This window comes from Treponema sp., from assembly GCF_045641405.1.
Taxonomy (GTDB): Bacteria; Spirochaetota; Spirochaetia; order Treponematales; family Treponemataceae; genus Treponema_D.
Genome location: NZ_JAZUGX010000006.1, coordinates 81,369 through 107,657, shown reverse-complemented (window position 1 = coordinate 107,657; position 26,289 = coordinate 81,369). Strand labels below are relative to the sequence as shown.

Genomic DNA, 26,289 nt, shown 5'->3' with positions numbered 1-26,289 from the left:
AGGCTCGCAATGAATTTTATTGGTCAGCAACCATAGCTTAATGACTTCAGCCATTATTGATAACCAATAAAAATTCTTGGAGAAAAAAATGGATTTTTTCAACGCTAACTTGCCGTATATCCTTGCAGGTATTTCAACTGGCGGACAATATGCCCTCATTGCCATTGGGTACACGATGGTTTACGGTATTCTTCGCCTGATCAACTTTGCCCACGGTGATGTTTTTATGGCATCAGGTCTCATCATGGTCTATATGTACACATGCATGCCTTTGTACATTTCGATTCCATTCACCATCATCTTGACTTCCCTTCTTGGTTTCACAATTGAGCGAGTTGCGTATAAGCCTTTGAGAAAAGCACCTCGCATGTCAATCATGATTTCTGCCATCGGTATGTCATATCTCCTCCAGAACATCGCTCTTTACATAACAGGTGGTCTTACAAAGTATTATCCACCGATTCCTTGGATTTCTGATCCTATTCAGATTGCTTCGGCAATGACAAAGCGTGTAACAGTGATCACACCATTCCTTACAGTCATCCTTGTAGTTTCCCTTGTAATGCTCATCAAATATACAAAAATCGGAATGGCAATGCGTGCGGTTTCAAAGGATTTTGAAACATCCCATCTCATGGGAATCAGAATCAACCGAGTAATAAGCACAACTTTCATCATCGGATCCGTTCTTGCCGCTGCGGGATCCCTTCTTTTCTTTTCAAACTACACAGGAGTCACTCCTACTGCAGGTGGTATGCCTGGATTAAAGGCATTTGTCGCCGCAGTTTTCGGAGGAATCGGCTCGATTCCTGGTGCCGTCATAGGTGCATTCGTCATCGGTATCTGCGAGAACATCATCAAGGGTCTTGGCTGGACAACATTCAGCGATGCCTTTACCTTTGTTCTTCTTATCATCGTCCTGATGTTCATGCCAACAGGACTCTTTGGCGAAAAACAGACGGACAAAGTATAAGGAGACAGGCAAATGATCGATATCAAGAAAAACCAGAATACATTCATAAGCTTTGGTCTTCTGGCACTGCTTTTTGTGGCAGTAGCCGTTCTTGAGCAGGTTCTTCCAAGAACTTCAATGCTGTTTACAGTTCTCAAGAAAGGCGCCATCTATGCTTTGGTTGCAGTCAGCATGAACCTTCTCAACGGCTTTACTGGACTGTTCTCCTTGGGACAGGCAGGCTTCATGCTTCTTGGCGCATACACCTATGCAATTTTCACAATTCCTGTGGCTTCCCGCGCACAGGTCTATCAGTACTTTGACGGCGGTCTCATCCAGTTTACAATACCATTGTTTGCGGCGATGATACTTGCAGGACTTATAGCAGCTTTCATTGCTTTCCTCATTGGGCTTCCTGTTCTTCGTCTTAAGTCAGACTACCTGGCGATCGCAACTCTTGGATTTGCAGAAATCATCCGTGCCCTTTTCCAGTGGGACAAACTTGGAGTCATCACAAACGGTTCAAATCTCCTTCGCCGTTACCCAGTATTCCGCTCAACCCTCTTCCCTTTTGCAGTCGCAGCAGTATGCATAGCTATGATCGTTCTTCTCATCAATTCCACCTATGGCCGTGCATTCAAAGCAATCCGCGATGACGAAGTTGCGGCAGAAGCAATGGGAATAAATCTTGCACATCATAAACGTCTTGCATTTGTGATCAGCTCTTTCTTTGCAGGAATTTCAGGTGCACTGCTTGCCATGTTCCAGACCACAATCCAGGCAAACCAGTTCAAATCGGCAATGACCTACGAAATCCTTCTCATCGTCGTTATCGGTGGAATGGGTTCAGTAACTGGAAGCTGCATTTCAAGCTTCCTATTCATTGCATGTTCTGAATGGTGGCTTCGTTTCCTTGACAACTCCAATGTATTCGTAGGCGGACTTCATCTTGGATTCATGAAACCAGGATTCAGAAAAGTTGTATTCAGCGTGATAATCATGGCTATCGTACTTTTCTATCAGAAGGGAATCATGGGTGAAAATGAATTCAATCTTGCTGGTATAATCAAGTTCTTCAAGGGACTTTTCAACAGAAAAAACAAGAAACTGGCAGAAGCCAAGACGGGAGAATAGAAATGTCAGATAATGTACTTAGCATGGAAAATGTCACAATGCAGTTTGGTGGTGTTGTGGCAGTAAACAATCTTTCTCTTGAAGTAAACAAAAACGAGATCGTGTCTCTCATTGGACCAAACGGTGCAGGAAAGACAACAGCCTTCAATGTCGTAACTGGTGTCTATGCCCCTACAAACGGAGCTGTTTTTTTCAACGGTGAAAAGATCATTGAAAACCATCCACAGGGCAAGATGAAGAAACTCTACTCAGGTCAGAACAATGGACTTTACAGAGGTCATCTTGAACCTACTCCAGACAAGATTACAAAGCTTGGCATTGCACGAACATTCCAGAACATCCGTCTTTGGAAAAGTCAGAGCGTCTTTGACAATGTCCTTATCGCAAAACACTGTCGTAGAACAAGCAACGTTTTCACAGCAACCTTCAGATTGAATGCACAGGAAGAAAAAGCACAGAAACAGGAAACTGAAGAACTTTTAAACATCCTTGGACTCTATGACGTACGCAATGAAAAATGTACTTCACTTCCATACGGACTTCAGCGCCGTCTTGAAATTGCCAGAGCCCTTGCAACAAATCCATCATTGCTTTTGCTCGACGAACCTGCAGCGGGTATGAACCCTCAGGAAACACAGGAACTTACTGATTTCATCTACAAGATCAGAGATGATTTCAAGCTGACCGTATTCATGATAGAACACCACATGGATCTTGTAATGAACATTTCAGACAGAATTTACGTCCTTAATTTCGGCGCTCTCATTTCAAAGGGAACGCCACAGGAAGTCCAGAACGATCCTGTAGTAATCTCTGCCTACCTTGGCGAAGAAAAAGTATCATAAGGGGAACACGGAATGCTTAAAATAAACAACCTTAACGTATCATATGGTGGAATCAAGGCACTCCAGAATGTAAGCCTGGAAGTACCAGAAGGAAAGATCGTTACTCTCATCGGAGCAAACGGAGCAGGAAAATCCACATTGCTCAAGACCATAGCAGGTATTGTCACTCCTGATTCAGGTTCAATTGAATTTCTTGGAAACAACATCGTTGGAAACAAAGTCTATAAGACTGTAGGCGAAGGAATTGCCCTTGTTCCAGAGGGACGCAAGGTATTCACAGACCTTACAGTTGCCGAAAACCTCAAGATCGGTGCATATCTTAGAAAAGACAAGAAAGAAATCGAAAAGGACATCGAATGGGTCTACTCACTTTTTCCACGTCTAAAGGAAAGAAGCTGGCAGTATGCAGGTACACTTTCTGGTGGAGAACAGCAGATGCTTGCCGTAGGCCGTGCCTTGATGAGCCGTCCTAAACTAATGATGATGGACGAACCTTCCCTTGGTCTCGCACCTTTGGTCGTTCAGGACATCTTCACCATCATCAAGGAAGTAAACAAGGCTGGCGTTACGATTCTTCTTATCGAACAGAATGCCAACATGGCACTTAAGACAGCAGACCTTGCATATGTACTTGAAACAGGTAACATTGTTCTTTCTGGAAGCGGCAGGGAACTCCTTGAAAACGAAAGTGTCAAGGAAGCTTACCTTGGAAAGAAAAAAAGCTGATTCCTATTGAACTAGCTTAAGAAATTCTTCCTCATTGATAATAGGCACGCCGAGCTCGGCTGCCTTTTTGTTTTTAGAGGAGCCACTTGTAGTATCATTGGTAACAAGATAGCTCAGTCCCTTTACTACAGAAGATTTGACTGAACCGCCCTTTTCCTTTACAAGATTCTGGGCATCAGCTCTTTTAAGTGATTTAAGTTCCCCTGTAAAACAGAAGGAAAGACCTGAAAGGTTTCCTGCGTTTTCACCCTGTACCAGGTTTATGACTCCGTCCTCAACAAGCGAAAGCATCTCATCCTTGTTATCCTGAATGCCGCTTACAAAAGTATGTGCAAGAATTTCCGCAAAACGATAGACCGAAGCAATTTCTGGTTCACTGGCAGAAATCATCTTATCCAATGTTGAGTAACCAGATTGCATCAATGTTTCCACAACAGTTTCACCGATTCCTTCAATGTCAAAACCAGCAATGAACTTTGCCAGTGAAACCTTCCTATGGGACTGGATTGAAGCAAAAACCTTCTCCGCGCCTAAGGACTTCTTTCCAGCCTTAAGACTTTCCTCATCAAGGAAATAAGGAGTAAGGTCTTCAACGGTAAGGCGATATATGTCAGAAATGGATCTCACTTTTCCAGAATTGAAAAGTTCCGTTACAAGGGTTTCCCCAAGATCACGAATATCGACAACAGAAACCCACTTCAAAAGCTGATGAAGGACCTTTTTCCCACAGTTCCTGTTAGGACAATAAAGTCTTGTGCCTTCATCGACAAGTTCTGTTCCACATGTATTGCATCTGTTTGGAATCTTGATATCCTCAAGTTTTTCATTTGAAAGTGCAGGAACAACACTTATGATCTTAGGGATGATTTCACCACGCTTTACGACCACAACATGGCTACCGATTTTAAGTTCCAGGGAATTGATAAGATTAGTATTTACAAGGGACGCTCTCTTTACAGTAGTTCCATTAAGTTCAACAGGATCAAAAATAGCAACGGGAGTATATGTAGCACCTGTCTCCCCCCATTCAACCTCACGAAGAACAGAAACAGCTTCCTCAAGACTGAATTTAAAAGCAATCTGTCGCTCAGGTCTGTCACGGCTGGCATCCTCGTGGTCAACGGCACGCTCCTTGATGACAAGACCATCTATATCATAATCAAGGTTTTTGCGTTTTTCCATTACCTTTTCGCGATAGCCAATTACTTCATCTGCTGTATTGACAATCTCAAGGGGAACAACATCAAATCCATTGTCCCTAAGAAACTGTAGTTTTCCTTCTTCATCCTTGAAAGGCTGTTCTCCGTCCGTTGCCCATACATCATAGACAATAAGGTTAAGGTTTTCGCTTCCCTCTCCATCCTTGCGTTTCATAAGCCCATTGGCAGCATTGCGGCAGTTTGCCTTGTCGGAATAAAGTTCCTTATGTACCTGATGTGTCATTATGACTTCACCGCGAATACCGCCAGTAAAATCAACAGAAAGCTCTTTGACGACACCGTGCATTTTAACAGCATTGTCAGTAATGACATCGCCCATAACACCGTCACCTCTTGTAACGGCACGGAGAAGTTTTCCTCCGTTATATTGCAGTTCAAGACTTGCACCATCTAGTTTATATTCAATAAGGTATTCACCATAGGAATGCTTAGTCGCCCATTCCTTGAATTCCTCTGGAGTCGCAGCTTTTTCCTGACTGCCCATAGGCATTATGTGGGGAACCTTGGCAAAGTTTCCGCTGTCAGCACCAACCTTATGGAGTATAGGATTTGAAGGATCAAGTGACTTAAGTTCATCCCAAAGCTTATCGAATTCAGCATCGGATATTTCACTTTCTCCGTTGTAGTAGGAATCCTGATATCGGACAATAAGTTTTTCAAGCTCTTTGATACGATCAAGGAAATCCTTCTTTTTCCTGGCTTCCTTTACGGCCTTATCGCTTTCTTTTGCGGCAGCTTCAATATCAAAAAGATCCATATTGTCCTACTCCTCTTCGTCTTTTATGAAATACAGCTCGTAAATATCACGTCCTGCATCAATTCCTTTCTGCTCAAACTTAGTGCGCGGTCTCCATTCCTGATGGGGAGCAAAACCGTCGTACTTATTATGAATGCCTTCAGTAAGCTTCAATTCTTCAAGGGCACTTTCAGCATATTCCTGCCAGTCTGTTGCAAAATAAAGATAGCCTCCAGGAGCAAGCTTTCTTGCAAGTAGGTCTGTCCTAGGACGCTGAAGCATTCTTCTTTTATGATGCTTTTTCTTAGGCCAAGGATCAGGAAAGAAAATATGGAAGCCTGCCAGAGAATTGTCAGGAATCATTGTCTCAAGGATTTCCAAGGCGTCATGATCAATGATATAAAGGTTCTTAAGGTTCTTGTTTTTTATTTCACCGAGAAGCTTGCCTACACCAGGAACATGAACTTCGCTTCCAAGATAGTTTGTATCTGGATTGTTCTCTGCGATCATTGCTGTAGCAGTTCCCATTCCAAAACCAATTTCCATAATGACAGGATTTGTATTGCTGAAAATTTCAGTGTAGTTAAGGGTCTTGTGCTCAAATGGAATGCACCATACATGGTGAAGCTCATCATAGCATCTGCGTTCGCTGCCAGTCATTCTTCCTGCGCGTATGACGAAAGTCTTGATAGGTCTTTTGAAAATCGATTTCTCACCATCCGCCGGATAGTCTTCATTCATGTCCATTTTTTCATTGACGTTGTCGGGCATTAATTTTCCTCTCTATTAGATTCTTTTACATAATTTTTATTGCCAAGTTCAACAGGAGGCATAAGGCAATACACCGAATCCTTGTTCAGTGTATAGCATGTCCTGGTGCACCATGCATTTTTGTATTCCATAATGATATCTTCTCCCGTTCTCCAATGAGAAGGTTCTTCGCCAAAATACAGCAGTACATCTTCATTGGAATAAACAGCTATTTTTTTTACAGCTGGAGTCTTGAACACGGTGGGAATGTCCTTTGCAGTACATTCAAGTATACCATCAGGATAAAGCATATTGAAAGAAACATCGCATTCCCTTTCTGCCATATCCTCATAAATCACCTTATAGTTTCCTTTGGGAAATGAATCATTTTTAACAGGTATGAAGTTTGTGCTTCCAATCCACTTATTGCTGTTCATATCGATTTTGTTAAGACAACGGGAACTGCATTTCCATTCAAGACCACTGTCCTCATGTATCAGCTTCAATGATGAGCCCATACGGACATTGCTTTCAACAGAAACAAAAACAGAAAGTTTCAACTCAGGAGAAACTTCATTGTCACTGAAATCATAGACAACCCTGTAGTCAACGAATGAAGATTCAGGATTATCATTTGCACAGGAAAAGAAAAAAACAATAAGGAAGAGAAAAAAAGGGCTCAGTCTTTTGGGAAAGCTACTCATTCTTTAAAAGTTGAATTTCAAGTTGATGATTGTAAGGTCACTAGCAGATGACTGGTTAACAAGAGATTCAAACTTGATGTTTACTTTTTTACAGGCATCTTCAAGATAAGAAAGATAGTAAAGACCAAGATCTGTACCTTCCTGTCCTTCTGGCATCTGACGATAGAAATCAATAAGGGATTTTTTCTTGTTGTTGGACGCCATCTTGCTTTCAATGCTTTCCTTTACTTCCTGGAACTCATCGTCCTTATTGAACAATGTAATCTGTAGAAGGCCCTGCTTACCGATGGACATTGATCCACCACCGAGAGTCCATGAGATAAATACAAGCTCATGTCTACGCTGAAGTTCCTTGACAATTTCAGAACGAACCTTAGGATCAAAAATCAATGTATCGGCATTATCAATTCCCTGATAAAGATACTTGGCAGCCTTTTTGACATTGTTGTTTTCATTATTAAGCGCAAGTTCCATCACCATTACGGAAATATATTCTGCGACCTTGGATTTTGTCATGTAATTTGCCAGCTGCTGTCTAAGGATCGAAAGAATTTCCGTAAAACCATCTTCCTTGTAGAACTTGATGATGATATACCAGTTCATAAGGCTAAGGCGGTTAAGGAATTTTTCCGTCATAAGAAGGAACACATTCTTTTCTTCTGGAGAATATTCATTGTTTGCCATGATGCTTTTCCAGACTGGATCAAGGATTGTCTTTCTTGCAGCCTGAATCAAGGAATCCTTCATGGCAAGGGTTGCCCTCAACTGTTTTTCTGGAATCTGTGTTTTCTCATCAATCAACGCAGAAGGATGAGAGCGGTTATAAAGACGGACACACTCACACTGAATTATCTGTCCATAGATTTCACGGTCAAACTGCTTATATAAAATTGAAAAAACTATAAGCTTTGAAAGGTCCATTACTTCCTGACGATGAGAAACAAATTCAGGCATGGAAATTTCCATCTTTGAAATATAGTCAAGAAGAATCATGTTCTGGAGGGAACCTGGAGAAAAATGCTCCATGCTTACTCCGTGTGCAGAACGATTGTCGGCAAGCTTAAGGTTCAGAAGCTGCTTTTTATGACTGAGAAAATGAGAAGTTCCTTCCTCTGTAAGAATTACTTTAAGCGGTAAATCGAGTATGAATTTCTTTTTTTCCGCACACATTCTATGTTAAGCTCCTTTGCTTTTAAAGCACCCCACCTACATGGTAAATTATACATCAACAAGTGGCAAATGTAAACCATATGAAAAAAAACGGGATTTTTTTACTGCTTCATAAACAAACTTGATCTAACAGCCAAGGAAACCTCTATAAATTGCATTTTCCAGTTGATTACAGTAAAATCATAGAATATGAGAAATCCAATTCAGGTAGTCCTTATAACATCCTTAATTTCCATCCTTTGTGGACTGCCCTGTTATTCAGAAAATAGTTTCTCAAGATACGAACGTTCCACCTATACAGAAAACTACCTTTTGGGGAAAGGCATCGAAGCCCAGAAAAGCACAATCGTTCCAGAATACATGGGTCTATTCCCTTCGAACATAACGGTAGAAATTCCTGCAGTGGAAGAAGAAGGCATACAGCCAGCAGAAGACACCATCGACCAGGTAATTTTTTCTTTTACCCAGGATTTTTTCATAAAGGATCCAGACTTCATCGTTTCATTCATTGAAAAGACAAGGGAAAACAAGCTCCCATATGCATGTACTATTCTTCTGACAAGCGACGATGAAAAGGTAATACTCGAAACAAAAAAAGAAGTTCCCTGCGCAAGCGACTATTATTCAGACAGGTTATATGAAACAAACAACATCTGTGCCTTTATAATCAACGATGAGGATTTTTTCTCATCTCAGATCGAAACCACTGGTGCTGGACACATCTCTCCAATGTGGATCGTCCGTTCAGTACAAAGGGCCTTTCAGGCAAATCAAAAATATGTAAGCGTGCAGCAAAGCATACTTTATCTAAGCAAAAGTGATCTCTTTAAAAAAAACAGACGTCTTGCTGCCTTCAATAAAAATGAAATCATCAGCACAGCATTTCCCCTGGGACACAGCCTGTCGGATCTGAACATACTTGATGTGTTGGAAAAAGAAATAATCACATCAAGAAAACAAGGTGGCAACACTCTTTACAACGTGATTTCAGCAAGGACATTTTCCATCTGGATAAATGAATCTCTCCTTGCCGTAATCTATCTTACCTTTGCCATCATAGCCCTGGTAACGGTATGCTTTTCATCCTTTGCACAGAACGCAAGAAACATCGCCATATTCAAAGATCTTTCAAGAACCTGGTTTCTTGCCCCTGCATACCTTCTTCTTTCTGCGTTGTTCCTGACCGTTTTCCAGTGGGTCTTCACCGCAGCGAGATCCTCCCCCTTGCTATACTTTTCGCTGAAAATGATCTTTTCGCTATGCTGTCTATTCATAGTTTCTACAATACAGCATTACTATAAATTCAGGATTTCACTTGCATCCATATCATTTCAGATACTAATACTCTGCGCCCTCAACATCTTTATCTTTGCATTCATTGACCTTTCCCTCATGTTTGTTTTCATCCTTGAATACATCATTGCTTTGATGGCAAGAAAAACAAACAGGCGTACAATCTCGGTCATCGTACTCCTCATGATGGTCGCACTATTCCTGCAGCCCTCGACAAGTATTTTCATGAACATAAGGCAAGACAGGCTTTCCGAACTTTTTACATCCACATATGCTAGACACCTGCTGTTCTCACTTCTTCTTATTCCTATAGCATTCCAATGGATAAGATGCATACTCCTGTTCAATTTGAAGGATAGGACAAGTGGCGGCAATAAAATCAACAACATCTTATATGCAATCGCCGTCTCAATCATCTGCCCGACCTTGCTTTTTGCTTCCTTCATTTCAGGCACAATGTTCATCGCAAAAAAAACTTCAAAGGAAGGCAACCACAGAATCATCTCGACACAGAACGGCACTGGGAAAGAACTAGACTACTTCTATTCAACTACGGACAATTTTGACCTTGTTACGCACAGAATAGACATATCATGTGGAGAAGATAGAAGAATCCTAAGGTGTATGGTGACACTCAGCGCAGACTCAAATCCTCTCTATGAATGCAACTTCAACTACACTATGATTTCTACAACAGAAGCGGAAATTGAAATTCCTGACGGCGTTGAAGGAACACTGTCATTGATTTTCAGCGCCGACTACGGAGTACCGATCCACGCAAAAATGGACTTCTACATTCTGACGGATGAATTCAATGCAATCCATGAAACAAAGGAATTGGACATTACAGGAAAAATGAGCGATGGAAAAGCAATTTGACAAGGTTTACCTTCACGTTGACCTGGACGCTTTTTTTGCCTCTGTGGAACAGCTGGACCATCCTGAATATCGTGGAAAACCAGTGATCGTCGGAGGACTTCCTGGGGACAGAAGATCAGTAGTTTCAACTGCCTCTTATGAAGCGCGAAAATACGGAGTCCATTCCGCCATGCCTACCTTCAAGGCAGTTCAGCTATGTCCTAACGGAATCTATACAAGAGGCAACTACAAAAGATACAGTGAAATCTCAGACAAAATAATGAACATATTCGGAGACTTTTCTCCTACTGTGATCCAAATATCCATTGATGAAGCCTTTATCGACATCACTGGAACGGAACACATATTCGGCACGCCTTTGGAAACCGCTAAGAAAATCAAGGAAAGAGTCAGAAAGGAAACTGGACTCACTGTCAGCGTTGGTATCGCCTACACAATGTACATAGCAAAGATTGCATCTGGATATAATAAACCAGACGGAATTACCCTGATTCCCAAAGGAAAAGAAACAGACTTTATGCTTTCGCTTCCACTGGACAAGCTATGGGGAGCAGGATCAAAGACACTGGAAAGAATGAAGGCTTGCGGAATAACAACTACAAAAGACATCTACAAAACCTCGCAACCATTGCTTGTAACCCTTTTTGGCGAATCCACAGGAACTTTTCTTTACAATGCAGTCCGTGGCAACAAGGATATGATCTTTGGAGACGATCCAAAAAACCATTCACTAAGTGCAGAGACAACCTTTATCTATGACCTTACGGATCTCTATGTAATAGAAACCGCAATCATGGATCTTGCAAACCAGCTGATCTGGAGGATGCATGCGGAAAACGTAAGGTCACGGACCATTTCAATAAAAATAAGATACGAGGATTTCAAGACAGTCTCAATACAGGAAACATCAGAAAATCCAGTGACCAACGCGGATGACCTTTATGAAAGATGCAGAAGGCTTCTTGAAAAAAAATATGACAGGAGCAAAGGGATAAGACTTCTTGGAGTCTGCGTCTCAAATGTCGAAAAGTCCAGTGAACCGACACAGGGATTCCTTTTTGATTTTGGCGATGCAAAAAAAGCAAAGGTAGAGCAAGCCATATTCAACATGGAAAATAAAAACCCTGCCCTCAAGCTAAGGAAGGCAAGGCTCATAGATATTGAAAGAAGAAACCTTGGTACTAAAAACGATGAAACTAAAAATTAGATTCTATATCACTGAAGCGGTGCGAAATATCCAGTTTCATCACGACCAGAACGGTTGAGCAGGTATGTCTCTATTTCGACAGGAAGATATTTTCTTCCATATTCCGTAGAAAGGCCAGAGGTATACTTCAACTGATAAAGCCCAGAAGGGAGACCTACAATATCAGAAATGACATTGGAAAGTCCCTCTGGACGGTAGATGAAATAACTTGTTCCTGCTGTATCACTTGTGATGTATGTGGTTTCATCCGACAAGGCAGTCTGTGTAAGCTGAATCGTACTGAATGAAATCGCATTGTTATTCATATATGTAGTAAGATCCGAAAGACTGTATTGTGTATATGTGAGGTTGTCGGATTCACCAGCAGTGATGAACACGATTCCTCTTTTCTTTTCACCATTTATAAGACCGTTGGATGCAAGTCTGACGGCAAGATCAGCCGCAACATTATCAGAGTATGGACACTTGAGCGCCTTTGCAGAAAAATCTGCAAGCTGTGCTGGGTTACCAGTAAATTCCTGCACAGGAACAGCTCCTGCGCTGACAACCCTTACAGTTCCCTTTCCATTCATCGATGCAGTTATCTCACGAACAGCAGCATTGAGCCGTTCTTCATAAGTCTTCATGGAAACACTTCTATCAATAAGAACAGTTATATCAACAACATCATTATTGTTGGCCTGTCCAACAAGCTCAAATTCAACAGGCTTCTTTCCTTCCGTCATGAAAAAGTTTGAGCGTTCAAGACCGATGACAGGTTGGCGTCTTCTGTTTTCAACACGAACCTCGACCGTAACCTCAGGAAATTTATCAGCAATGACCCTTTCAAACTGGACATAGAATCCACCGACAAGTTCAGTCATCTTTGACATGACATAGATCTCATTTGCCTTAAAGTCAGTCACTATGATGTTACCGTTTCTGTCACTTGCCGCACTTGTAAGCATGTTTCTGCCTTTTCCAACTACAGAATTTTCATAAACGGAACCGTCAGATACATCTACAGCAAAGACTTTGTTTTTATCAGTAACAAGAAGATGCGTACCCCACTGTTTAAGGCTTTCAGGACGTGCGAAAGTCTTATCATTGACAAAGACTCCTGTATAGTTTCCAGCTCTGTCGAATTCATAAATTCCACCAAGTACACTGTCGGCAACAAGGATCCTGCCATCAACAACAGCAATACCTGTAGGCGACTTAAAGCCTGGAAAATCAGATGTCTTGCCACCAAAGAAAAGAAGTCCGTTACCTTCTGAATCAAAGACAGACACTCGGTTGTTGCCGAATTCAGTTACATAGATATTTCCAAATTCATCCTCCGCAAGATACTGAGGTCCAACAAGCTGACCTATCTTACGTCCCTTGCTTCCGACATATTTTATGAAACCTCCATCGGGATTGAGGATGGAGATTCTGTCTCCTGCACTTTCACTTACTGCAAGATTTCCGTCCTTAAGCCTTATGATGTCCATAGGGCGGTCAAAGCCGTTGATAGGTCCACCGCTTTTTTTTACGACGATTCCATTTGCGTTGAACCTGAGGATTTCATTTGAACCATATGCGACAACCCAGATGGAACCATCAGAATTGGCAAGAGATGAAACTGGCTGACTGTAAATGAGATTATTACCGCTCGTATTTGGATATGAACCAGATTCAGTGTAACGCTGTGTAAAACCGTATTCACTTTCTGTGACGCGACGATTGCTTACAACCTCAACCCTGTTTTGAAGAAGGATTCCACCATAGCCTGAATCCAACGCATAGTTCCACTGCTGAAGGGCAGCCCCTTCAATTCCCGCCCTGTAATATGCCTTTCCAAGCCAGTCAAGAATAAGAGGTTCTCCAGGAAGATAGGAAAGTGCTTTTTCAAATTCCATGATGCTTTCATTGAAAGCACCTCTGTAGTAGCTCTGGACACCACGGCGGAATTCTTCTTCTGCAAAACCGGAATTTGCAGTTCTTGTCTTCTGGTTTTCTTCCCTTGCAGTATCCTTGAGATTGACCTGAGCAAAGGATGCCACAACGACAAGCAAGATCGAAGTGAATATGGCTGATATTTTTTTCATGTCAAATAAATCCTATTCCTAATTTAAAGTTGTTCAGCGTTGGCAAGTTCTGAAAGATGATCCATGATGATGGTATTGCTGTTGTCTTCTTTTCTTGCGCGCTCAAGATATTTCTTTGCTTCTGAATAAAGTCCCATTTTATAATACACCCAACCAAGACTGTCCAGGCAGGCTGCACTATCGGGCAGGATATCAAGTGCCTTTTTGCAGCAGCTCAATGCCTTTGTAAGATCGGCACCCTCGCAGGCAAGCACATATCCCATGCCATTAAGGGCTGTAGGATTTGACCCATCGTAGGAAAGCGACTTTTCATAATATTCACAGCTCAAGCCAGAATTCCCCTGCTCCCATGCAATATAAGCAAGGGAAGCATAAACAGAAGCAGGCTTATATCCTATGTCCAGAAGTTTGTTCAGTTCAAAATCAGCAAGCTTTTTTCGACCGCTAAGACAGTAAAGAACGGCAAGAAGATATCGACACTGAAGAACCCTGTCCTGCTCTTTTTCAGAAAGAGTCTTCTTATCATTGGAATCCGTCACAACCTGCTCGAGGTAAAGAAGAGCATCATCATAGCGCTTAAGCTTTGAATAGCAGAGTCCAAGATAATATGCAAGGTCGATTGGATTTGCGCCACAATCGTCAGGCAATGAAATGAAATAAGCCAGGGCGTTGGAATAGTCCCCGCTTTTATAGAGTAAAAGACCTTCGTTTAAAACATTCTCTGCCATATTTTTCCCACCCAAAAATAACAGACTCAAGTATTTCTTTGAATATTCTATTATAGAATAAAACTATTTTCCATTCCTCTCAAGTCCATGGCTGCAACTTCCGTGTAGACCGCGCTAACGGAAACATAACCGCTTTCAGTCGCCCTGAAATCAGCTGTCTCATCGCCATGGCTAAAGACCTTTGCCTCTCCAATACACTTGGAAACCATATTGCCGTCGGAATTCTTTTCAAGAACGATCCTGTCAAAATAACGCCTCAAGCAAGGGGTCGTAAACCTGACACCTTTGTATTCCTTAAGGCACGGAGAATTGACGTTCACAAAGCAATCGTAGATATACCGATCTCCGTACTTTTTTCTTTCTCCACAAAGCCCAATCAGCTTAGAAAGATTCTTGCAGGCAAAATCCGCCATGGAATCATAGTAAAGGTCATCGCTTTTATCATCTGGATCCCTATAGGAATTGCAGTCAACGCTCAAGGCTATTCCAGGAATTCCCATCATGCTAGCATATCTCGCCGCCCCACAGGTCCCTGAGAAAATAACATCGGTCCCAACATTTGGACCATCATTGATTCCAGAGATTACCACATCCACATCTGGAATATGCTCTCCGTTTATTCCACAGAGAACACAGTCAACAGGAGAACCAGCAAGTCCGTAGGCTACCTTTGAAGGTAAATCTTCTGATTCACTTTTTTCCAATGCAAGAGGAACGGCAACTGTTATGGAAGATGAAGCCCCAGATCTGTTGGAGCTTGGTGCTACAATGAAAACCTCATGCTCCATGCTGAACCTTTTAGCCAAGGCAGCAATCCCAGGTGCATGGATTCCATCATCATTGGCAAGAAGAATTCTCATATAAGGTGAACTCCTCTGCAAGGCTTAACTTCATAGCAACGGGCAGAAAAGCCAAAGATGCGTTCGTATTCTGCAAGACGCTCCTTATACTTATCCACATCCTCGTTTCTGAGCACCGCATAGATTCCACGGCCAAACCCCTTTCCTGTGATCCTTCCACAGTTTACAGGTGTTCTAAGGTCATCAGGATTTTCATCAAGGTTCCTAACCCGCTTTATTATCCAGTCGATTTCAGGACAGGAAATTTCATAATCCTTCATATTGTCGTGGCTTCTGTTGACGGCACGGGCAAAAGACGCAAAATCATCCTTCTGGATTCCAGAGATGCAGTCAAGGACACATTTATGCTCCCTCATGATGCAGCCCAGTCTTCTTTTCGTATCCTCATTGACCACTCCGAGGACTTCATTGAGCTCTGCAGGACTTTCCTCATACTGCCAACCGCCATAGACATTTACCTTGCGAGCCTTGAGCTCTCCCAGCAGAAGAACATTTTCTGGCTGCATAAGACTGTCCTCATTCCAGGTTACGATGCGAGGAACACTTGCATCTGTAAGGATGATGGTCTTGTCCTTGAACTTAAAGGGAACGATATCCCATGATTTTTCCGCATAGTCCGTAAGGACAAGACTGTCTTCCTTTGAAAAGATTGCGGAATATGTATCTGCACAGTGATTGTCCGTTCCATAGTAGTTGCGGTTTGCCCTGTCCAGAACCATGAGCATCTGATCCTGATTGCATTTTAATCCACAAAGTTCTTTGATTACCCAGGCTGAAGCTATCTTTATTGCTGTCGTGATTCCGAAACCTGCCGATGGAAGTATGTCGGTGTAGATTGTAAAGTCAATTCCCTTAAGGCTGAAATTCCCACTGGTAAAACCGTAAAGAACAGATTTTACGGAATTTGCCCATTTATCTTCTTTTTTTAACTTGAGTGAAGAAAGATTCGCATGCTTCTTTTCTTCAAGCTGAACAAAATTGAATTTGAATGTGGTATCATCGCGAAGTGAACCAGAAACATAAACAGGAAGATTCACCGCCATAGAAAGTGTCTTGTCCCTGAACATCCATGAATGCTCACCGCATAGATGAAACCGTCCAGGCGCCTGCGCTATTACATCGGGCTTCTTGCCGTATTCTCTTTTATGTTCTTCAATAACCTTATCGCATAGAACATTATCACTAAGGATTTTATTCATTGTGATGGGCCCTCCCCACTTTTTTCAATATGGAAAATGTTGAAATTTTCTATATATACTACTAAAATAATACAATGAATCTTACGGTTTTACAAGTTTTTTATGCTGTATTTTCCGGTGTCATAGAGGGCTTTGCGATCGCAAACGAATTTATACCTTATGGTTCACCTTTTCTTGCCCTTTTCTGTCTGGCACCGCTTTACATCGCTCTTTATAAAAGCAAGTCCTACAAAGAATCTTTTGTTATATTTTTCATACAGGTTCTCACCGTTCATCTGATTTCAAGCTATTGGCTTGCCAACTTCCATGGTTTTGCAGCCTTTACCCTCGGCGCAAGCGCAGCAGGAACAGCCTTTCAAGGTGGGCTTATGGGAGTCCTTGCCTATGCACTGCCAGCAAACTTTGATAGAAACCATGAGCTAAAAGAAAGATCTGGAACAGATTGTTATTTACCATTCAAAAGGATGCTATGGTTTTCAGCGATATGGGTACTTTTTGAATACGAAAAATCCGTTGGAGCCATGGGATACCCCTGGGGAACCCTTTCAATGGCTGCATACAGCTGGAAACTGTTCACCCAGATTGCCGATGTAACTGGTGTCTATGGAATATCGTTCATCTACGCAGTGTTCTCATCCCTTTTTGCAGAAGGAATCAACCTTATTTCTTCAGGCGCACAACAGAAGGCCATTGAAAATTACAGGCAGGCACTTTGCTTTACGGTAGCATTGTTTACCCTTTCTGGAGTTTACGGAATATTCCAATATCTTCTACCTAGGATTCCTGAAAAATATTTCAATGCAGTCCTTGTCCAGCAGAATGTAGACCCTTGGGAATCAGGTGACAAGGAATCCATAGAGATTTCAAAAAAACTTACGCTGCAGGGAATCGACAGTTTTCTAAATGAAGGAAAGGAAACCGACCTTGTTGTCTGGAGCGAAGGAGTCCTTGCTAAAAATTTTCCAGGAGCAAGGTATTTCTATTCCCGTTTCCCAGAAGATGAATCCCTTTCAGATTTCATCAGAAGCAAACAGGTTCCTTTCCTAATCGGCGGTGCAACAAAAGTAAACCACAGAAAAAGACAGTTTGCAAACAGCGCTATCCTTTTTGACAGGGAAGGCACCTATTCAGGATTTTACAGCAAAATTCAGCTGGTCCCATTTGCGGAAAAAATTCCATACTATGACAATCCCATCATGCATGCCCTTATGACAAATCTTGTCGGATTCAATTCAACCTTTACTTCAGGCTTTCAGTATGTTCTTTTCAAGGTTCCACTTAAGTCATACATGTCAGATCTTCCACCTTTGAATACAGGACATAAGGTTTTTGAGACCATTGAATTAGACAGCTCAGGCCTTTCAAATGCAGATAAAACAAACAAGTACATAAACGGAGCCGCTCAAAATCCCGATACTTTCATAAGCTTTACGACCCCCATATGCTTTGAGGATGCTTTTCCTAACATCTGCAGAAATCTTTACACCATGGGCAGTGAGGTTTTCCTAAACATTACCAACGACTCGTGGTCAAAGACAAGATCATCAGAAATACAGCATTTCATCGTAGCAAGCTACCTTGCGACAGAATTCAGGACAACCCTTGTACGCTGCGCAAATTCAGGTTACACGGTCGTATTGGATCCTGCAGGAAAAATCCTTGCAGACCTTCCTTTATTTGAAGAAGGATCACTTGCCTACTCCATTCCAATATACGAAAGAAAGGCTACAATCTATTCAAGATGCGGAGATTGGTTTGTCATTTTCCTGTTGCTCTCAGTCATCGCCTTCAATACATATGTGCTATGCGGAATTTGGATTCCATATTTCATCGAATCAAGAAAAGCAAACCGCAGGATAATAAACATAGAGCCTGAGGAAGATAAAGTGCCGCATGCAACTGAAGCAAAATCTACTGCCATTGAAGCAAAAAAGAAGGCTGTAAAAACAACAAGGTCGGCAGTCAAGAAAACGCCAGCTAAAAAGCCAGCCGTTAAGACGACGGAAAAGAAAGCTTCGGCAACAAGGGCAAAGGCAAAGCCTGTAGAAAAGGATGTTAAGAAGACAAGGACAAAAAAAGAAACTAAGTCCGCAGAAAAGGCAAAGGTTTCAAAAACAAAAAAATAGTTTTTTAGAATTGTCCCCTGTTTCTTCCATGAAAGCTTCAAGGGACATTTTTTTTATCCTAGCTCCTTCTTCATAAACCCTTTTTATATCCGATATCAAAGTAAATTCCTCTCCCTTTAAGGTCTGAAAAGGAGCATCGGTTTCCATAAAGAGCCTATCCATAGGAAGCTCCTCGAGGCATGAAATTGATTTTTTGTTGCCATTAAGAATCTGTTTTGAAAAAGAAAACACACCATTTACATTACGCTTAAGGATGTTTAGTGCTTCCCGAGTTGAAAAGGCAAAGGAATGAAAAAGAACCAAAGGAAGTTTTGAAATGCTTTTTATTTCCGTGAACATCAAGTCCAAGGCCTTCCGGTTATGAATTACAAGGGGAACATTATACTTTAGGCCAAGTTCAAGGCAAATGTGAAATGCTTCCATCTGTTCAGTTTTTTTGCATTTCAATTCCTCATTGAAAAAATCGAGTCCAGTTTCACCAATTAATTTTATACGCTTTTCTTTCAGCAATCCTTCAAGATATTCTGCATTGGAAACCAATGGAAGCTGCGGATGTATACCAAAAGATTGAAGAATCACTCCTTCAAGATTATTGTCCCTTATAAAGGAATCCTGCTTTTCAAATTCATCCACGCTATGGGCACAGGTAATTGCATGGTTTTCGGATCTATAGAATTCCAGAAGTTTTTCTAAACCGCATTGTTCAACAGCGGGAACAAGATGGAAATGAGCATCAAAATACATAATGCCAACATTTTAACTTAAAGGGAAAAAAAACTAAACAATCCAACTTAAATACCGAAAATAAAGTATAAGGTTATTAAGTGACCTATGGAATAAAAGCTAATATTTTGGGGACATGTTTCAGAACAGGTTTCCTGTCAGAGGGGTAAAATATGGCATACTACACACTTAAAAGCATCGGTAATTCAGGCGACTACATGACAATCATCAAGGAAACAGAAGACGGTTATGTGGTTAGAATCGTTCGCGACAAAGACGGATACGATGACATCACAACAGACTTCATCTCAAAGTCATTGTTCGAGTCATGCATCAGAACTGGATATCTTACAAAGATTGAAACTGCAGAAGACAGAATGGCAGCAAACATCTAGGGCGAAAGCGTTTGCTTAAAAAGTTACTTACTGCGGAGCTAACTTTCGCCCCTCGATTGCGATGCAATCGAGATTACTATTAAGAAAGTAAATCCAAGGCAGCCTTAAGCTTAACCTGCTTATCATTATCTTCAGGCAGCCAGTGAATTTCTACACCTTTTCTTTCCATTCCGCGGAACCAGGTTTCCTGGCGTTTGGCAAACTGGCAGATGGCATGATAAAGCTCGTCTGCCATTTCTTTTTTAGACTGAATCTTTCCTTCAAGAAAAAAACTTACATACCTGTATTCAAGTCCAAGTTTTTCAAGGCGTTCCCAGGAATATTCCTCGTGAAGCTTTTCAACTTCCTCAATCATTCCTTGATCGATTCTTTCAAAGAGTCTCTTTTCTATGTTACTGTGAAGTTCATTGCGGTTAATTGTAGTCCCGATGACAAAAGGCTTTACCTTTGGACGGGAATTCTTTTCCTCAAGGACTGCCTTTCCTTCAGGAGATCTTTTAAACAATTCGATTTCCAATGCCTTTACAACACGATCTTTAAGAACAAGGTCGCTTTTATTGTGAAGGTCTGGTTTTAAAGAAAGCAACTGTTTTGCAAGTTCTTCCAGGGGAGTATCCAAAAGCTGCTTGTGAAGTTCTGGATTTTCAGGAACAGGAATCAATTCATAGTCACGGACAACGGAATCAATGTACATGCCTGTTCCACCGACGATGAAAGACATCTCATTTCGTTTTTGTTTTTCAGAAAAAATACTATAGAAGTCCTGCTGAAAGTTAAAGACATTGTATTCGCTTGCAAGAGTCGTAATGTCAATGAGATGATATGGAACGGGAGACCCACCTTCCGAATATTCGTTGATATCCTTTCCGCTGCCAAGATCAAGGCCTTTGTAAACCTGTCTTGAATCAGCGGAGATGATTTCCCATCCAAAATGTCGTGCAAGCTGAACCCCAAGCCAAGTTTTGCCGACGGCTGTAGGTCCAAGAAGCACAACTGTATTTACAGAACCCTGCATATGGCACACTTAAGGTATTCGCTTTTTGGATATCCAAGAAGAACAGGATGATCAGGAGCAGCACCTCGCTTTTCCAGAACCTGTACCCTTCTATGGCTGTCCTTTGCGGCATGCATTATCATGTCATAGAAAGTATTTTCATCAAAGTAATGGGAGCATGAACATGTAACAAGGATTCCGCCTTCATTAAGGATTCTCATGGCACGAAGGTTTATTTCCTTGTATCCGCCGTAAGCCTTTTCTATGGCCTTTGCCTTCTTTGTAAAAGCAGGTGGATCAAGTATGATTACATCAAACTTTTCGCCTTCTGTCTCATACTTTTTGAGAACATCAAAAACATCTGCACAGACAGCCTTTACAACCTTTTCTGCACCATTGTTCTTAATGTTTCGCTTAACAAGCTCTACTGCGTCTTCTGAAATATCTACGCTTGTAACATCCCTGGCTCCGGCTTTGAAAGCATTAAGACCAAAGGCACCTGTATGTGTAAATGTATCAAGAACTTTTTTCCCGCGGCAGAATTCAGCAACACGGGCGCGGTTGAATTTCTGATCAAGGAAGTAACCTGTTTTCTGACCGCGGGCAATGTCAACTTCAATCTGGATTCCGTTTTCAACGATTGTAATGACTTCCTTTCCATGTCTTCCAATCCAACCAGAGCGTTCTTCAAGGCCTTCCTTTTCGCGAACACCGGCATCACTTCTTTCAAAAATTGCATAAGGCTTGCAGGCATTTTCAATAGCCTTGAGAATTTCCTTACGGAATACTTCACAGGCAAGGGCAAGGAACTGAATTACGATGTAAACATTTCCGTCGTCAACATAGCGTTCACAGATGAGACCAGGAACAAAATCAGCCTCGCCGAAAACAAGGCGATAGCTGTCGTTTTCTGTAAAATTCAACTTGCGGATATTTACGGCATTGCGAATTACCTTGTCCCAGTAAGCATAGGTATCTGCCATAATCTGATCGGCATGTTCACGGCTGAAAATACGGATTGTAATCTTAGACTTTCTGTTGATTACACCTGTACCCAGGAATCCACCGGCATTTGTACATACTTCTACAACTGTACCGTCGTCAACATCACATTCTGCAAGGGAAGAAGTCTTTACACCTGTTCCGTCCTTTGCATTGTATTTTACAGAAGCAATCTCGTTGTCAAAAACCCAAGGGAAGCCCTGATTGATTTCCCTATCCTCTTTTGGCTTTAGCAATACTCTTGTTATATTTGGATTCATATTACATTCCTTCTGTAGAACAGTGTTCTGCTGTTCCCTTTGCTTCTGTTTTTCCGTTCTTAAGCATTTCTTCCATTGTGTGCCACCCAAGAACAGCACATTTTACACGGGCAGGCATGGTACTGATATTCTGAAGGCTTGCGGCTTCATCAAGATCTTCCAAAGCATCGCCTTCTGCCTTTCCCTTGATCATGTCCATGAAAAGTGATGCAAGTCGAAGGGCTTCTTCCTTTGATTTACCGATAACATTGTCAAGCATCATGTCAACGCTTGCCTGGCTTATGGCACAGCCAGAACCTGCGAAAGTTCCGCCTGTAATGATTCCATTGTCATCAACCTTAAGGTTAAGTGTAATGTCGTCACCGCAGCTTGGGTTTACACCGCGTAAAACAAAGTTTGCATCTGCAGTTTCACCACGGTTATTTGGGTTAAGATTATGTTCGTTCAGTATTTCCTGATAAAGTGCTTTAAGATCCATATTTACTCCAATTCATAATTCACAATTCATAATTCATAATTCATAATTCATAATTATTAATTCATAATTATTAATTCTTAATTATAAATTACTTATATCCCATCCATTTGCGGACCTGTCCAACTTTTTCTACAAACTTGCGGCATTCTTCCTCTGTGTTGTAGAAATAGCAGCTGGCTCTTGCTGTTGATCCGACTCCAAGTTTCTGCATCAAAGGCTGAGCACAGTGATGTCCTGCACGGATTGCAATTTTTTCAGAATCCAAAATCGATGAAATGTCATGAGGATGAACACCATCAATTGTAAACGTAACAATACCGCAGTGCTTTCTGTAATCCTTGTTTCCTATCACATGAACAAAAGGATTCTCTGCAAGGCCTTCCATGATGATCTTTGCAAGGTTGTTGTCATTCTCCTCAATTTTTTCAAGGCCAATGGATTCAATATATTTGATTGCAGCAGCAAGTCCTACAGCACCGCTTGCGTTTACAGTACCTGCTTCAAACTTGTGAGGAACTTCCGCATATGTTGCATCCTCGCGGGTAACATATTCAATCATTTCTCCACCGCGTAAAAAAGGCTGCATCTTTTCAAGAAGCTCCATTCGTCCGTAAAGGGCACCGATCCCCATAGGACCGCAAAGCTTATGACCGCTGAAGGCAAGGAAGTCTGCCCCCAATGCCTGAACATCAACCTTCATGTGAGGAGTACTCTGGGCACCGTCAACAACAACTATGCATTCAGGGTTAACCTTGTGGGCATATTCAGCAATCTCCTTTACAGGATTTGTAATTCCAAATACATTGCTTACATGGGCAATGGAAACAATCTTTGTCCTTGAAGTAATCTTGCTTTCGTATTCTTCCTTTGAAATGACTGCCTGATCATCACATTCAAGCCAAACAAGCTTCGCATTCTTTGCCTTGCAAACCATCTGCCAAGGAAGGATGTTGGAATGATGTTCCATACAGCTGATGACGATTTCATCACCTTCCTTTACATTCTGCATTCCATAAGTATATGCAACAAGGTTAAGGCTTTCAGAAGCATTGCGTGTAAAAATGATTTCTTCAGCACGGGAAGAATTGATGAACTGTCCTACAACAGCCCTTGAATTTTCATAATCATCTGTGGCACGGACACTTAAACCGTAAAGACCGCGCAAAGGATTGGCATTGTCCTTATTATAAAAGTCAGAAATTGCATCAATGACGCACTGTGGACGCTGAGCAGTTGCAGCATTATCAAGGTAAATGACACCTTCGTTTTCAGGGGCCTTGAATATATTAAAATCTTTTCTATACAAATCAGACAAAGACATAGAATTCTCCAAATTTTATATACCAATTTATCATATAGGCAAAAAAAATTCAAACAAGCTCCATTACATAAATTGCTTAAACAGTTCTTTTAAACTATATTTATCTAAAATGGAGTTAAATAGATGAACAAAGAAGAATTTGAAAAACTTTTATGCGATGTAAACGACCTTATTTCAATATATGAAAACAACATGCCAATAACAAATGAAGGCTATGACATTGAAAAAATCAAGGCCACAATCAAAGCTATGGCAGAAAAATGCATTGAAAACAAGGAAGAATGCGCAGCTTTCCTTCAGTGGATGGAACAACACGAATACTACACTTCCCCAGCGTCCACAAGATTCCACGGAAACTTTGACGGCGGACTTTGCGTTCATTCACTTCAGGTGGCATATCAGGCCCTTAAATTTACGGGAGCCTTCTTCATTGATTTTATGAAGACAAATCATGCAGAAAAATATTCGTTTACAGCAGAAGACATTTTTGTTTCAGCAATTGCACACGACTTCTGCAAGGCAGGGTTTTACCAGACAAGCTTCAGAAACACAAAGGACATATTTGGAAACTGGAAGAAGACACCTTACTTTACTGTTAAGGACGGAAACAGAAACCTTGGACACGGAAACGAATCGGTTCTACTTTTGCTTGAAACAATGCCAAGTTACTTAAAAAAGCGTCATGTAATCGAAGCCGTAAGCCGCCACATGGGATTCAGTGATGTAACTGATACTGAAATGATGAACTATTCCAACTTTCTTGAAAACCCACTTGTACTTCTGCTTCAGATGGCAGACCAGACAGCAAGCGGATGGTACAACTACTAGAAACTATTTTTTAAGGACCTGCCAGTCAGGTCCATTTTTATTGGCAAAAACTTTTGTGCGGTTTCTGTAACGTCCTGCATTTTGGGAAAAGAAAACAATATCCGTACCGTATTCACACATCAGATCGTCTGGATGATAGGAAAGTTCAACCACAGATTCCTTTCCTTCAGCAGTAACAAGACTCAATGCGTTGTTCATTGAAATCAAATCCTTTGCTGCAGGGATCATCTTTTCCTGATGACGGTCCTTATAAATCTTGGAAACAAAATCAATCTGAATCTGAGTAATCTTTTCAAAATCATTTGACTCGCAATCGATGTCATTCTGCCAGCAGAACTTTTCAAATTCTGTAAAAAATTCCGAAGGCTTTAATCTCAACGGACGAATTAAATTCATAAACCAAGGAACAGCACGACCATCATTGTAGAAAAAATTTATGCACAAAGAAAGGCTTCTTGCTCTCTCGAGTCCTTCAGAATGAAAGCTTGATGAATCAGTAACAAGATAAGGAGCCTCATTCTGCCAGGTAAGTCCTAATTCTTTTGCCTGATCTGCAAGGTCTGTCCCCGGTAGAACTGCAAGACAGAAAAGTTCAAGGTTATTTGGATAAAGCCCCAATGCAAAATCTATGCTGCTTTTAAATCCTTTAAAAGTATCACCTGGTAAACCATAGATAAGGTCAAAGCCAAAGATTGCTCCAGTTTCATTGAGGAAACCGATGTTCTTCTGAAAAGTTTTTTTGTTAAAGGTTCTGTTTACTTTTTTAAGGACTTCTTCATCTGCACTCTGAAGTCCAAACTGAAGGCTGCATGGAATTTCCGCAAATGCTTTTGCCAGTTGACGGTCAATAAATTCCGCACGTGCCTCAAAATAGTAAAAAGTATCAGGCGTCTTTTTCTTGATGAGCTTAAGCATTTCAAGGGCCCGCTGCTTGCTTGCATTGTATGTTGGATCAAGAACAAAAACCTGAGGAACCTTGTTGCGCTGAAAATAATCAAGTTCCTTTTCAATGCGTTCCATAGGGAAATATTTTATTTTCTTTTCCCCTTTGCTTTCGTAACAATAAGAACATTTAAAAGGACAGCCACGGGCAAGTTCCCAAAGTGCCCCACCATATTTTTTTACATCAAGGGTTCCGTCAAGGTATGGAGAAGAAAGGTTTTCAACAGGACAAGGCATGGAACGCAAGGCCTTTCCTGCATAGGATTCAACAAATTTTTCCCCGTCACTTTTATAAACTCCCTGAATGTCAATTTCATTGTCCGCATCAAGAGAAGCAAGAAGATTTACAACGGAACATTCCCCTTCACCTGCAGTAAGCCAGTCAAAGGAATTGAAGCTGAAAGGATTAGCTGTTACTTCAGGACCACCAGCCATGGTAACAATTTCTGGACGCTGATTTTTTACAATAGAATTTAATTCTTCAAGGACTTTTCTATTCCAGACATAGACGCTGAAACAAATGGCAAAAAGATTCTTGTCTGCACAAATATCCGATGCAATTTTTCCAAGGTCATATTTCTCTTCAAGAGAAAAGTCAAAGAGTCTTGCAGAGAAAATATCCCTAGTTTCTTTAGAATGATTTATTGAAGAACAGATGCAGGCCGCTCCCAAAGGAAGTGCCTGAGGAGAAGTTTCTACCAGGGCAGTAACACAAAGAACAGTTTTTTTCATGTTTTTCCTCCCTGGT

23 protein-coding genes are annotated in these 26,289 nt (G+C 41.3%); 9 read left to right on the top strand and 14 right to left on the bottom strand.

The window, feature by feature from the left end; translation table 11 throughout:
- The first annotated feature begins 88 nt into the window (after positions 1-88).
- Genes ACKI39_RS01275 through ACKI39_RS01260 form a run of 4 tightly spaced genes read left to right on the top strand, consistent with a single transcriptional unit; the run spans position 89 to position 3,657 of the window.
- Complete coding sequence (locus ACKI39_RS01275) at positions 89-973, top strand: branched-chain amino acid ABC transporter permease (RefSeq protein WP_407396865.1); 885 nt, start codon at positions 89-91, stop codon at positions 971-973.
- Between the two features lie 12 nt (positions 974-985).
- The gene (locus ACKI39_RS01270) at positions 986-2,086 is read left to right on the top strand and encodes a branched-chain amino acid ABC transporter permease (RefSeq protein WP_407396863.1); all 1,101 of its coding nucleotides are present in this window, start codon (positions 986-988) and stop codon (positions 2,084-2,086) included.
- 2 nt (positions 2,087-2,088) lie between these two features.
- On the top strand, positions 2,089-2,931 hold the full coding sequence (locus ACKI39_RS01265) for an ABC transporter ATP-binding protein (protein ID WP_407396861.1): 843 nt from the start codon (positions 2,089-2,091) through the stop codon (positions 2,929-2,931).
- Positions 2,932-2,943: 12 nt separating this feature from the next.
- The gene (locus ACKI39_RS01260; RefSeq protein WP_407396859.1) at positions 2,944-3,657 is read left to right on the top strand and encodes an ABC transporter ATP-binding protein; all 714 of its coding nucleotides are present in this window, start codon (positions 2,944-2,946) and stop codon (positions 3,655-3,657) included.
- A 3-nt stretch (positions 3,658-3,660) separates the two neighbouring features.
- On the opposite strand, the gene ligA is transcribed toward ACKI39_RS01260, so the two are convergent.
- The 4 genes from ligA to ACKI39_RS01240 are packed head-to-tail and all read right to left on the bottom strand — an operon-like array spanning position 3,661 to position 8,237.
- Positions 3,661-5,634, bottom strand: a complete 1,974-nt coding sequence (gene ligA / locus ACKI39_RS01255) for an NAD-dependent DNA ligase LigA (protein ID WP_407396857.1) — start codon at positions 5,632-5,634, stop codon at positions 3,661-3,663.
- A 6-nt stretch (positions 5,635-5,640) separates the two neighbouring features.
- Complete coding sequence (gene trmB / locus ACKI39_RS01250; protein ID WP_407396855.1) at positions 5,641-6,384, bottom strand: tRNA (guanosine(46)-N7)-methyltransferase TrmB; 744 nt, start codon at positions 6,382-6,384, stop codon at positions 5,641-5,643.
- Positions 6,384-7,067 (bottom strand): hypothetical protein, encoded by a 684-nt coding sequence (locus tag ACKI39_RS01245; RefSeq protein ID WP_407396853.1) that lies wholly within the window; start codon positions 7,065-7,067, stop codon positions 6,384-6,386. The genes trmB and ACKI39_RS01245 overlap by 1 nt, the downstream gene beginning before the upstream one ends.
- A gap of 3 nt (positions 7,068-7,070) precedes the next feature.
- Complete coding sequence (locus tag ACKI39_RS01240; protein WP_407396851.1) at positions 7,071-8,237, bottom strand: DUF8084 family protein; 1,167 nt, start codon at positions 8,235-8,237, stop codon at positions 7,071-7,073.
- A 189-nt stretch (positions 8,238-8,426) separates the two neighbouring features.
- Between ACKI39_RS01240 and ACKI39_RS01235 the strand changes: the two genes are divergently transcribed.
- Both ACKI39_RS01235 and dinB read left to right on the top strand, forming a co-directional pair.
- Positions 8,427-10,409, top strand: a complete 1,983-nt coding sequence (locus ACKI39_RS01235) for an LTA synthase family protein (protein WP_407396849.1) — start codon at positions 8,427-8,429, stop codon at positions 10,407-10,409.
- Entirely contained in the window at positions 10,393-11,616 is a 1,224-nt protein-coding gene (gene dinB, locus ACKI39_RS01230; RefSeq protein ID WP_407396847.1) for a DNA polymerase IV, read from the top strand. The genes ACKI39_RS01235 and dinB overlap by 17 nt, the downstream gene beginning before the upstream one ends.
- Positions 11,617-11,624: 8 nt before the next feature.
- Here dinB and ACKI39_RS01225 read toward each other — a convergent pair whose 3' ends face one another.
- The 4 genes from ACKI39_RS01225 to ACKI39_RS01210 are packed head-to-tail and all read right to left on the bottom strand — an operon-like array spanning position 11,625 to position 16,472.
- Positions 11,625-13,685 carry a hypothetical protein gene (locus ACKI39_RS01225; protein ID WP_407396844.1) on the bottom strand — a complete coding sequence of 687 codons (2,061 nt, stop codon included), beginning with the start codon at positions 13,683-13,685 and terminating at the stop codon, positions 11,625-11,627.
- Between the two features lie 23 nt (positions 13,686-13,708).
- Positions 13,709-14,413: a tetratricopeptide repeat protein gene (locus tag ACKI39_RS01220; RefSeq protein WP_407396842.1), complete on the bottom strand. Its 705-nt coding sequence runs from the start codon at positions 14,411-14,413 to the stop codon at positions 13,709-13,711.
- 50 nt (positions 14,414-14,463) lie between these two features.
- Positions 14,464-15,273 carry a 5'/3'-nucleotidase SurE gene (gene surE, locus ACKI39_RS01215; RefSeq protein WP_407396840.1) on the bottom strand — a complete coding sequence of 270 codons (810 nt, stop codon included), beginning with the start codon at positions 15,271-15,273 and terminating at the stop codon, positions 14,464-14,466.
- Complete coding sequence (locus ACKI39_RS01210) at positions 15,270-16,472, bottom strand: galactokinase (RefSeq protein ID WP_407396838.1); 1,203 nt, start codon at positions 16,470-16,472, stop codon at positions 15,270-15,272. The genes surE and ACKI39_RS01210 overlap by 4 nt, the downstream gene beginning before the upstream one ends.
- 74 nt (positions 16,473-16,546) lie before the next feature.
- On the opposite strand from ACKI39_RS01210, the gene lnt reads away from it, so the two are divergent.
- Positions 16,547-18,598, top strand: a complete 2,052-nt coding sequence (lnt, locus tag ACKI39_RS01205; RefSeq protein ID WP_407396836.1) for an apolipoprotein N-acyltransferase — start codon at positions 16,547-16,549, stop codon at positions 18,596-18,598.
- Here lnt and ACKI39_RS01200 read toward each other — a convergent pair.
- Entirely contained in the window at positions 18,581-19,342 is a 762-nt protein-coding gene (locus tag ACKI39_RS01200; protein WP_407396834.1) for a TatD family hydrolase, read from the bottom strand. The two genes, lnt and ACKI39_RS01200, sit on opposite strands and share 18 nt — an antisense overlap.
- Positions 19,343-19,494: 152 nt before the next feature.
- Here ACKI39_RS01200 and ACKI39_RS01195 point away from each other — a divergent pair, with 152 nt between their 5' ends.
- Positions 19,495-19,716, top strand: a complete 222-nt coding sequence (locus ACKI39_RS01195; protein WP_318690360.1) for a hypothetical protein — start codon at positions 19,495-19,497, stop codon at positions 19,714-19,716.
- A 79-nt stretch (positions 19,717-19,795) separates the two neighbouring features.
- Here the strand turns inward: ACKI39_RS01195 and miaA are convergent, their stop codons facing one another.
- The 4 genes from miaA to ACKI39_RS01175 form a co-directional block, all read right to left on the bottom strand.
- On the bottom strand, positions 19,796-20,731 hold the full coding sequence (gene miaA, locus ACKI39_RS01190; protein WP_407396832.1) for a tRNA (adenosine(37)-N6)-dimethylallyltransferase MiaA: 936 nt from the start codon (positions 20,729-20,731) through the stop codon (positions 19,796-19,798).
- Positions 20,716-21,972 (bottom strand): class I SAM-dependent rRNA methyltransferase, encoded by a 1,257-nt coding sequence (locus tag ACKI39_RS01185; RefSeq protein ID WP_407396830.1) that lies wholly within the window; start codon positions 21,970-21,972, stop codon positions 20,716-20,718. Before ACKI39_RS01185 ends, miaA begins: the two co-directional genes overlap by 16 nt.
- Position 21,973: 1 nt before the next feature.
- Positions 21,974-22,450: a Fe-S cluster assembly sulfur transfer protein SufU gene (gene sufU, locus ACKI39_RS01180; protein ID WP_318690357.1), complete on the bottom strand. Its 477-nt coding sequence runs from the start codon at positions 22,448-22,450 to the stop codon at positions 21,974-21,976.
- 88 nt (positions 22,451-22,538) lie between these two features.
- Positions 22,539-23,771 carry an aminotransferase class V-fold PLP-dependent enzyme gene (locus tag ACKI39_RS01175; RefSeq protein ID WP_407396827.1) on the bottom strand — a complete coding sequence of 411 codons (1,233 nt, stop codon included), beginning with the start codon at positions 23,769-23,771 and terminating at the stop codon, positions 22,539-22,541.
- Between the two features lie 123 nt (positions 23,772-23,894).
- On the opposite strand from ACKI39_RS01175, the gene ACKI39_RS01170 reads away from it, so the two are divergent.
- Positions 23,895-24,599 (top strand): hypothetical protein, encoded by a 705-nt coding sequence (locus ACKI39_RS01170; RefSeq protein ID WP_407396825.1) that lies wholly within the window; start codon positions 23,895-23,897, stop codon positions 24,597-24,599.
- Between the two features lie 3 nt (positions 24,600-24,602).
- Here ACKI39_RS01170 and ACKI39_RS01165 read toward each other — a convergent pair whose 3' ends face one another.
- Positions 24,603-26,273: a B12-binding domain-containing radical SAM protein gene (locus ACKI39_RS01165; protein WP_407396823.1), complete on the bottom strand. Its 1,671-nt coding sequence runs from the start codon at positions 26,271-26,273 to the stop codon at positions 24,603-24,605.
- Positions 26,274-26,289: the final 16 nt, after the last annotated feature.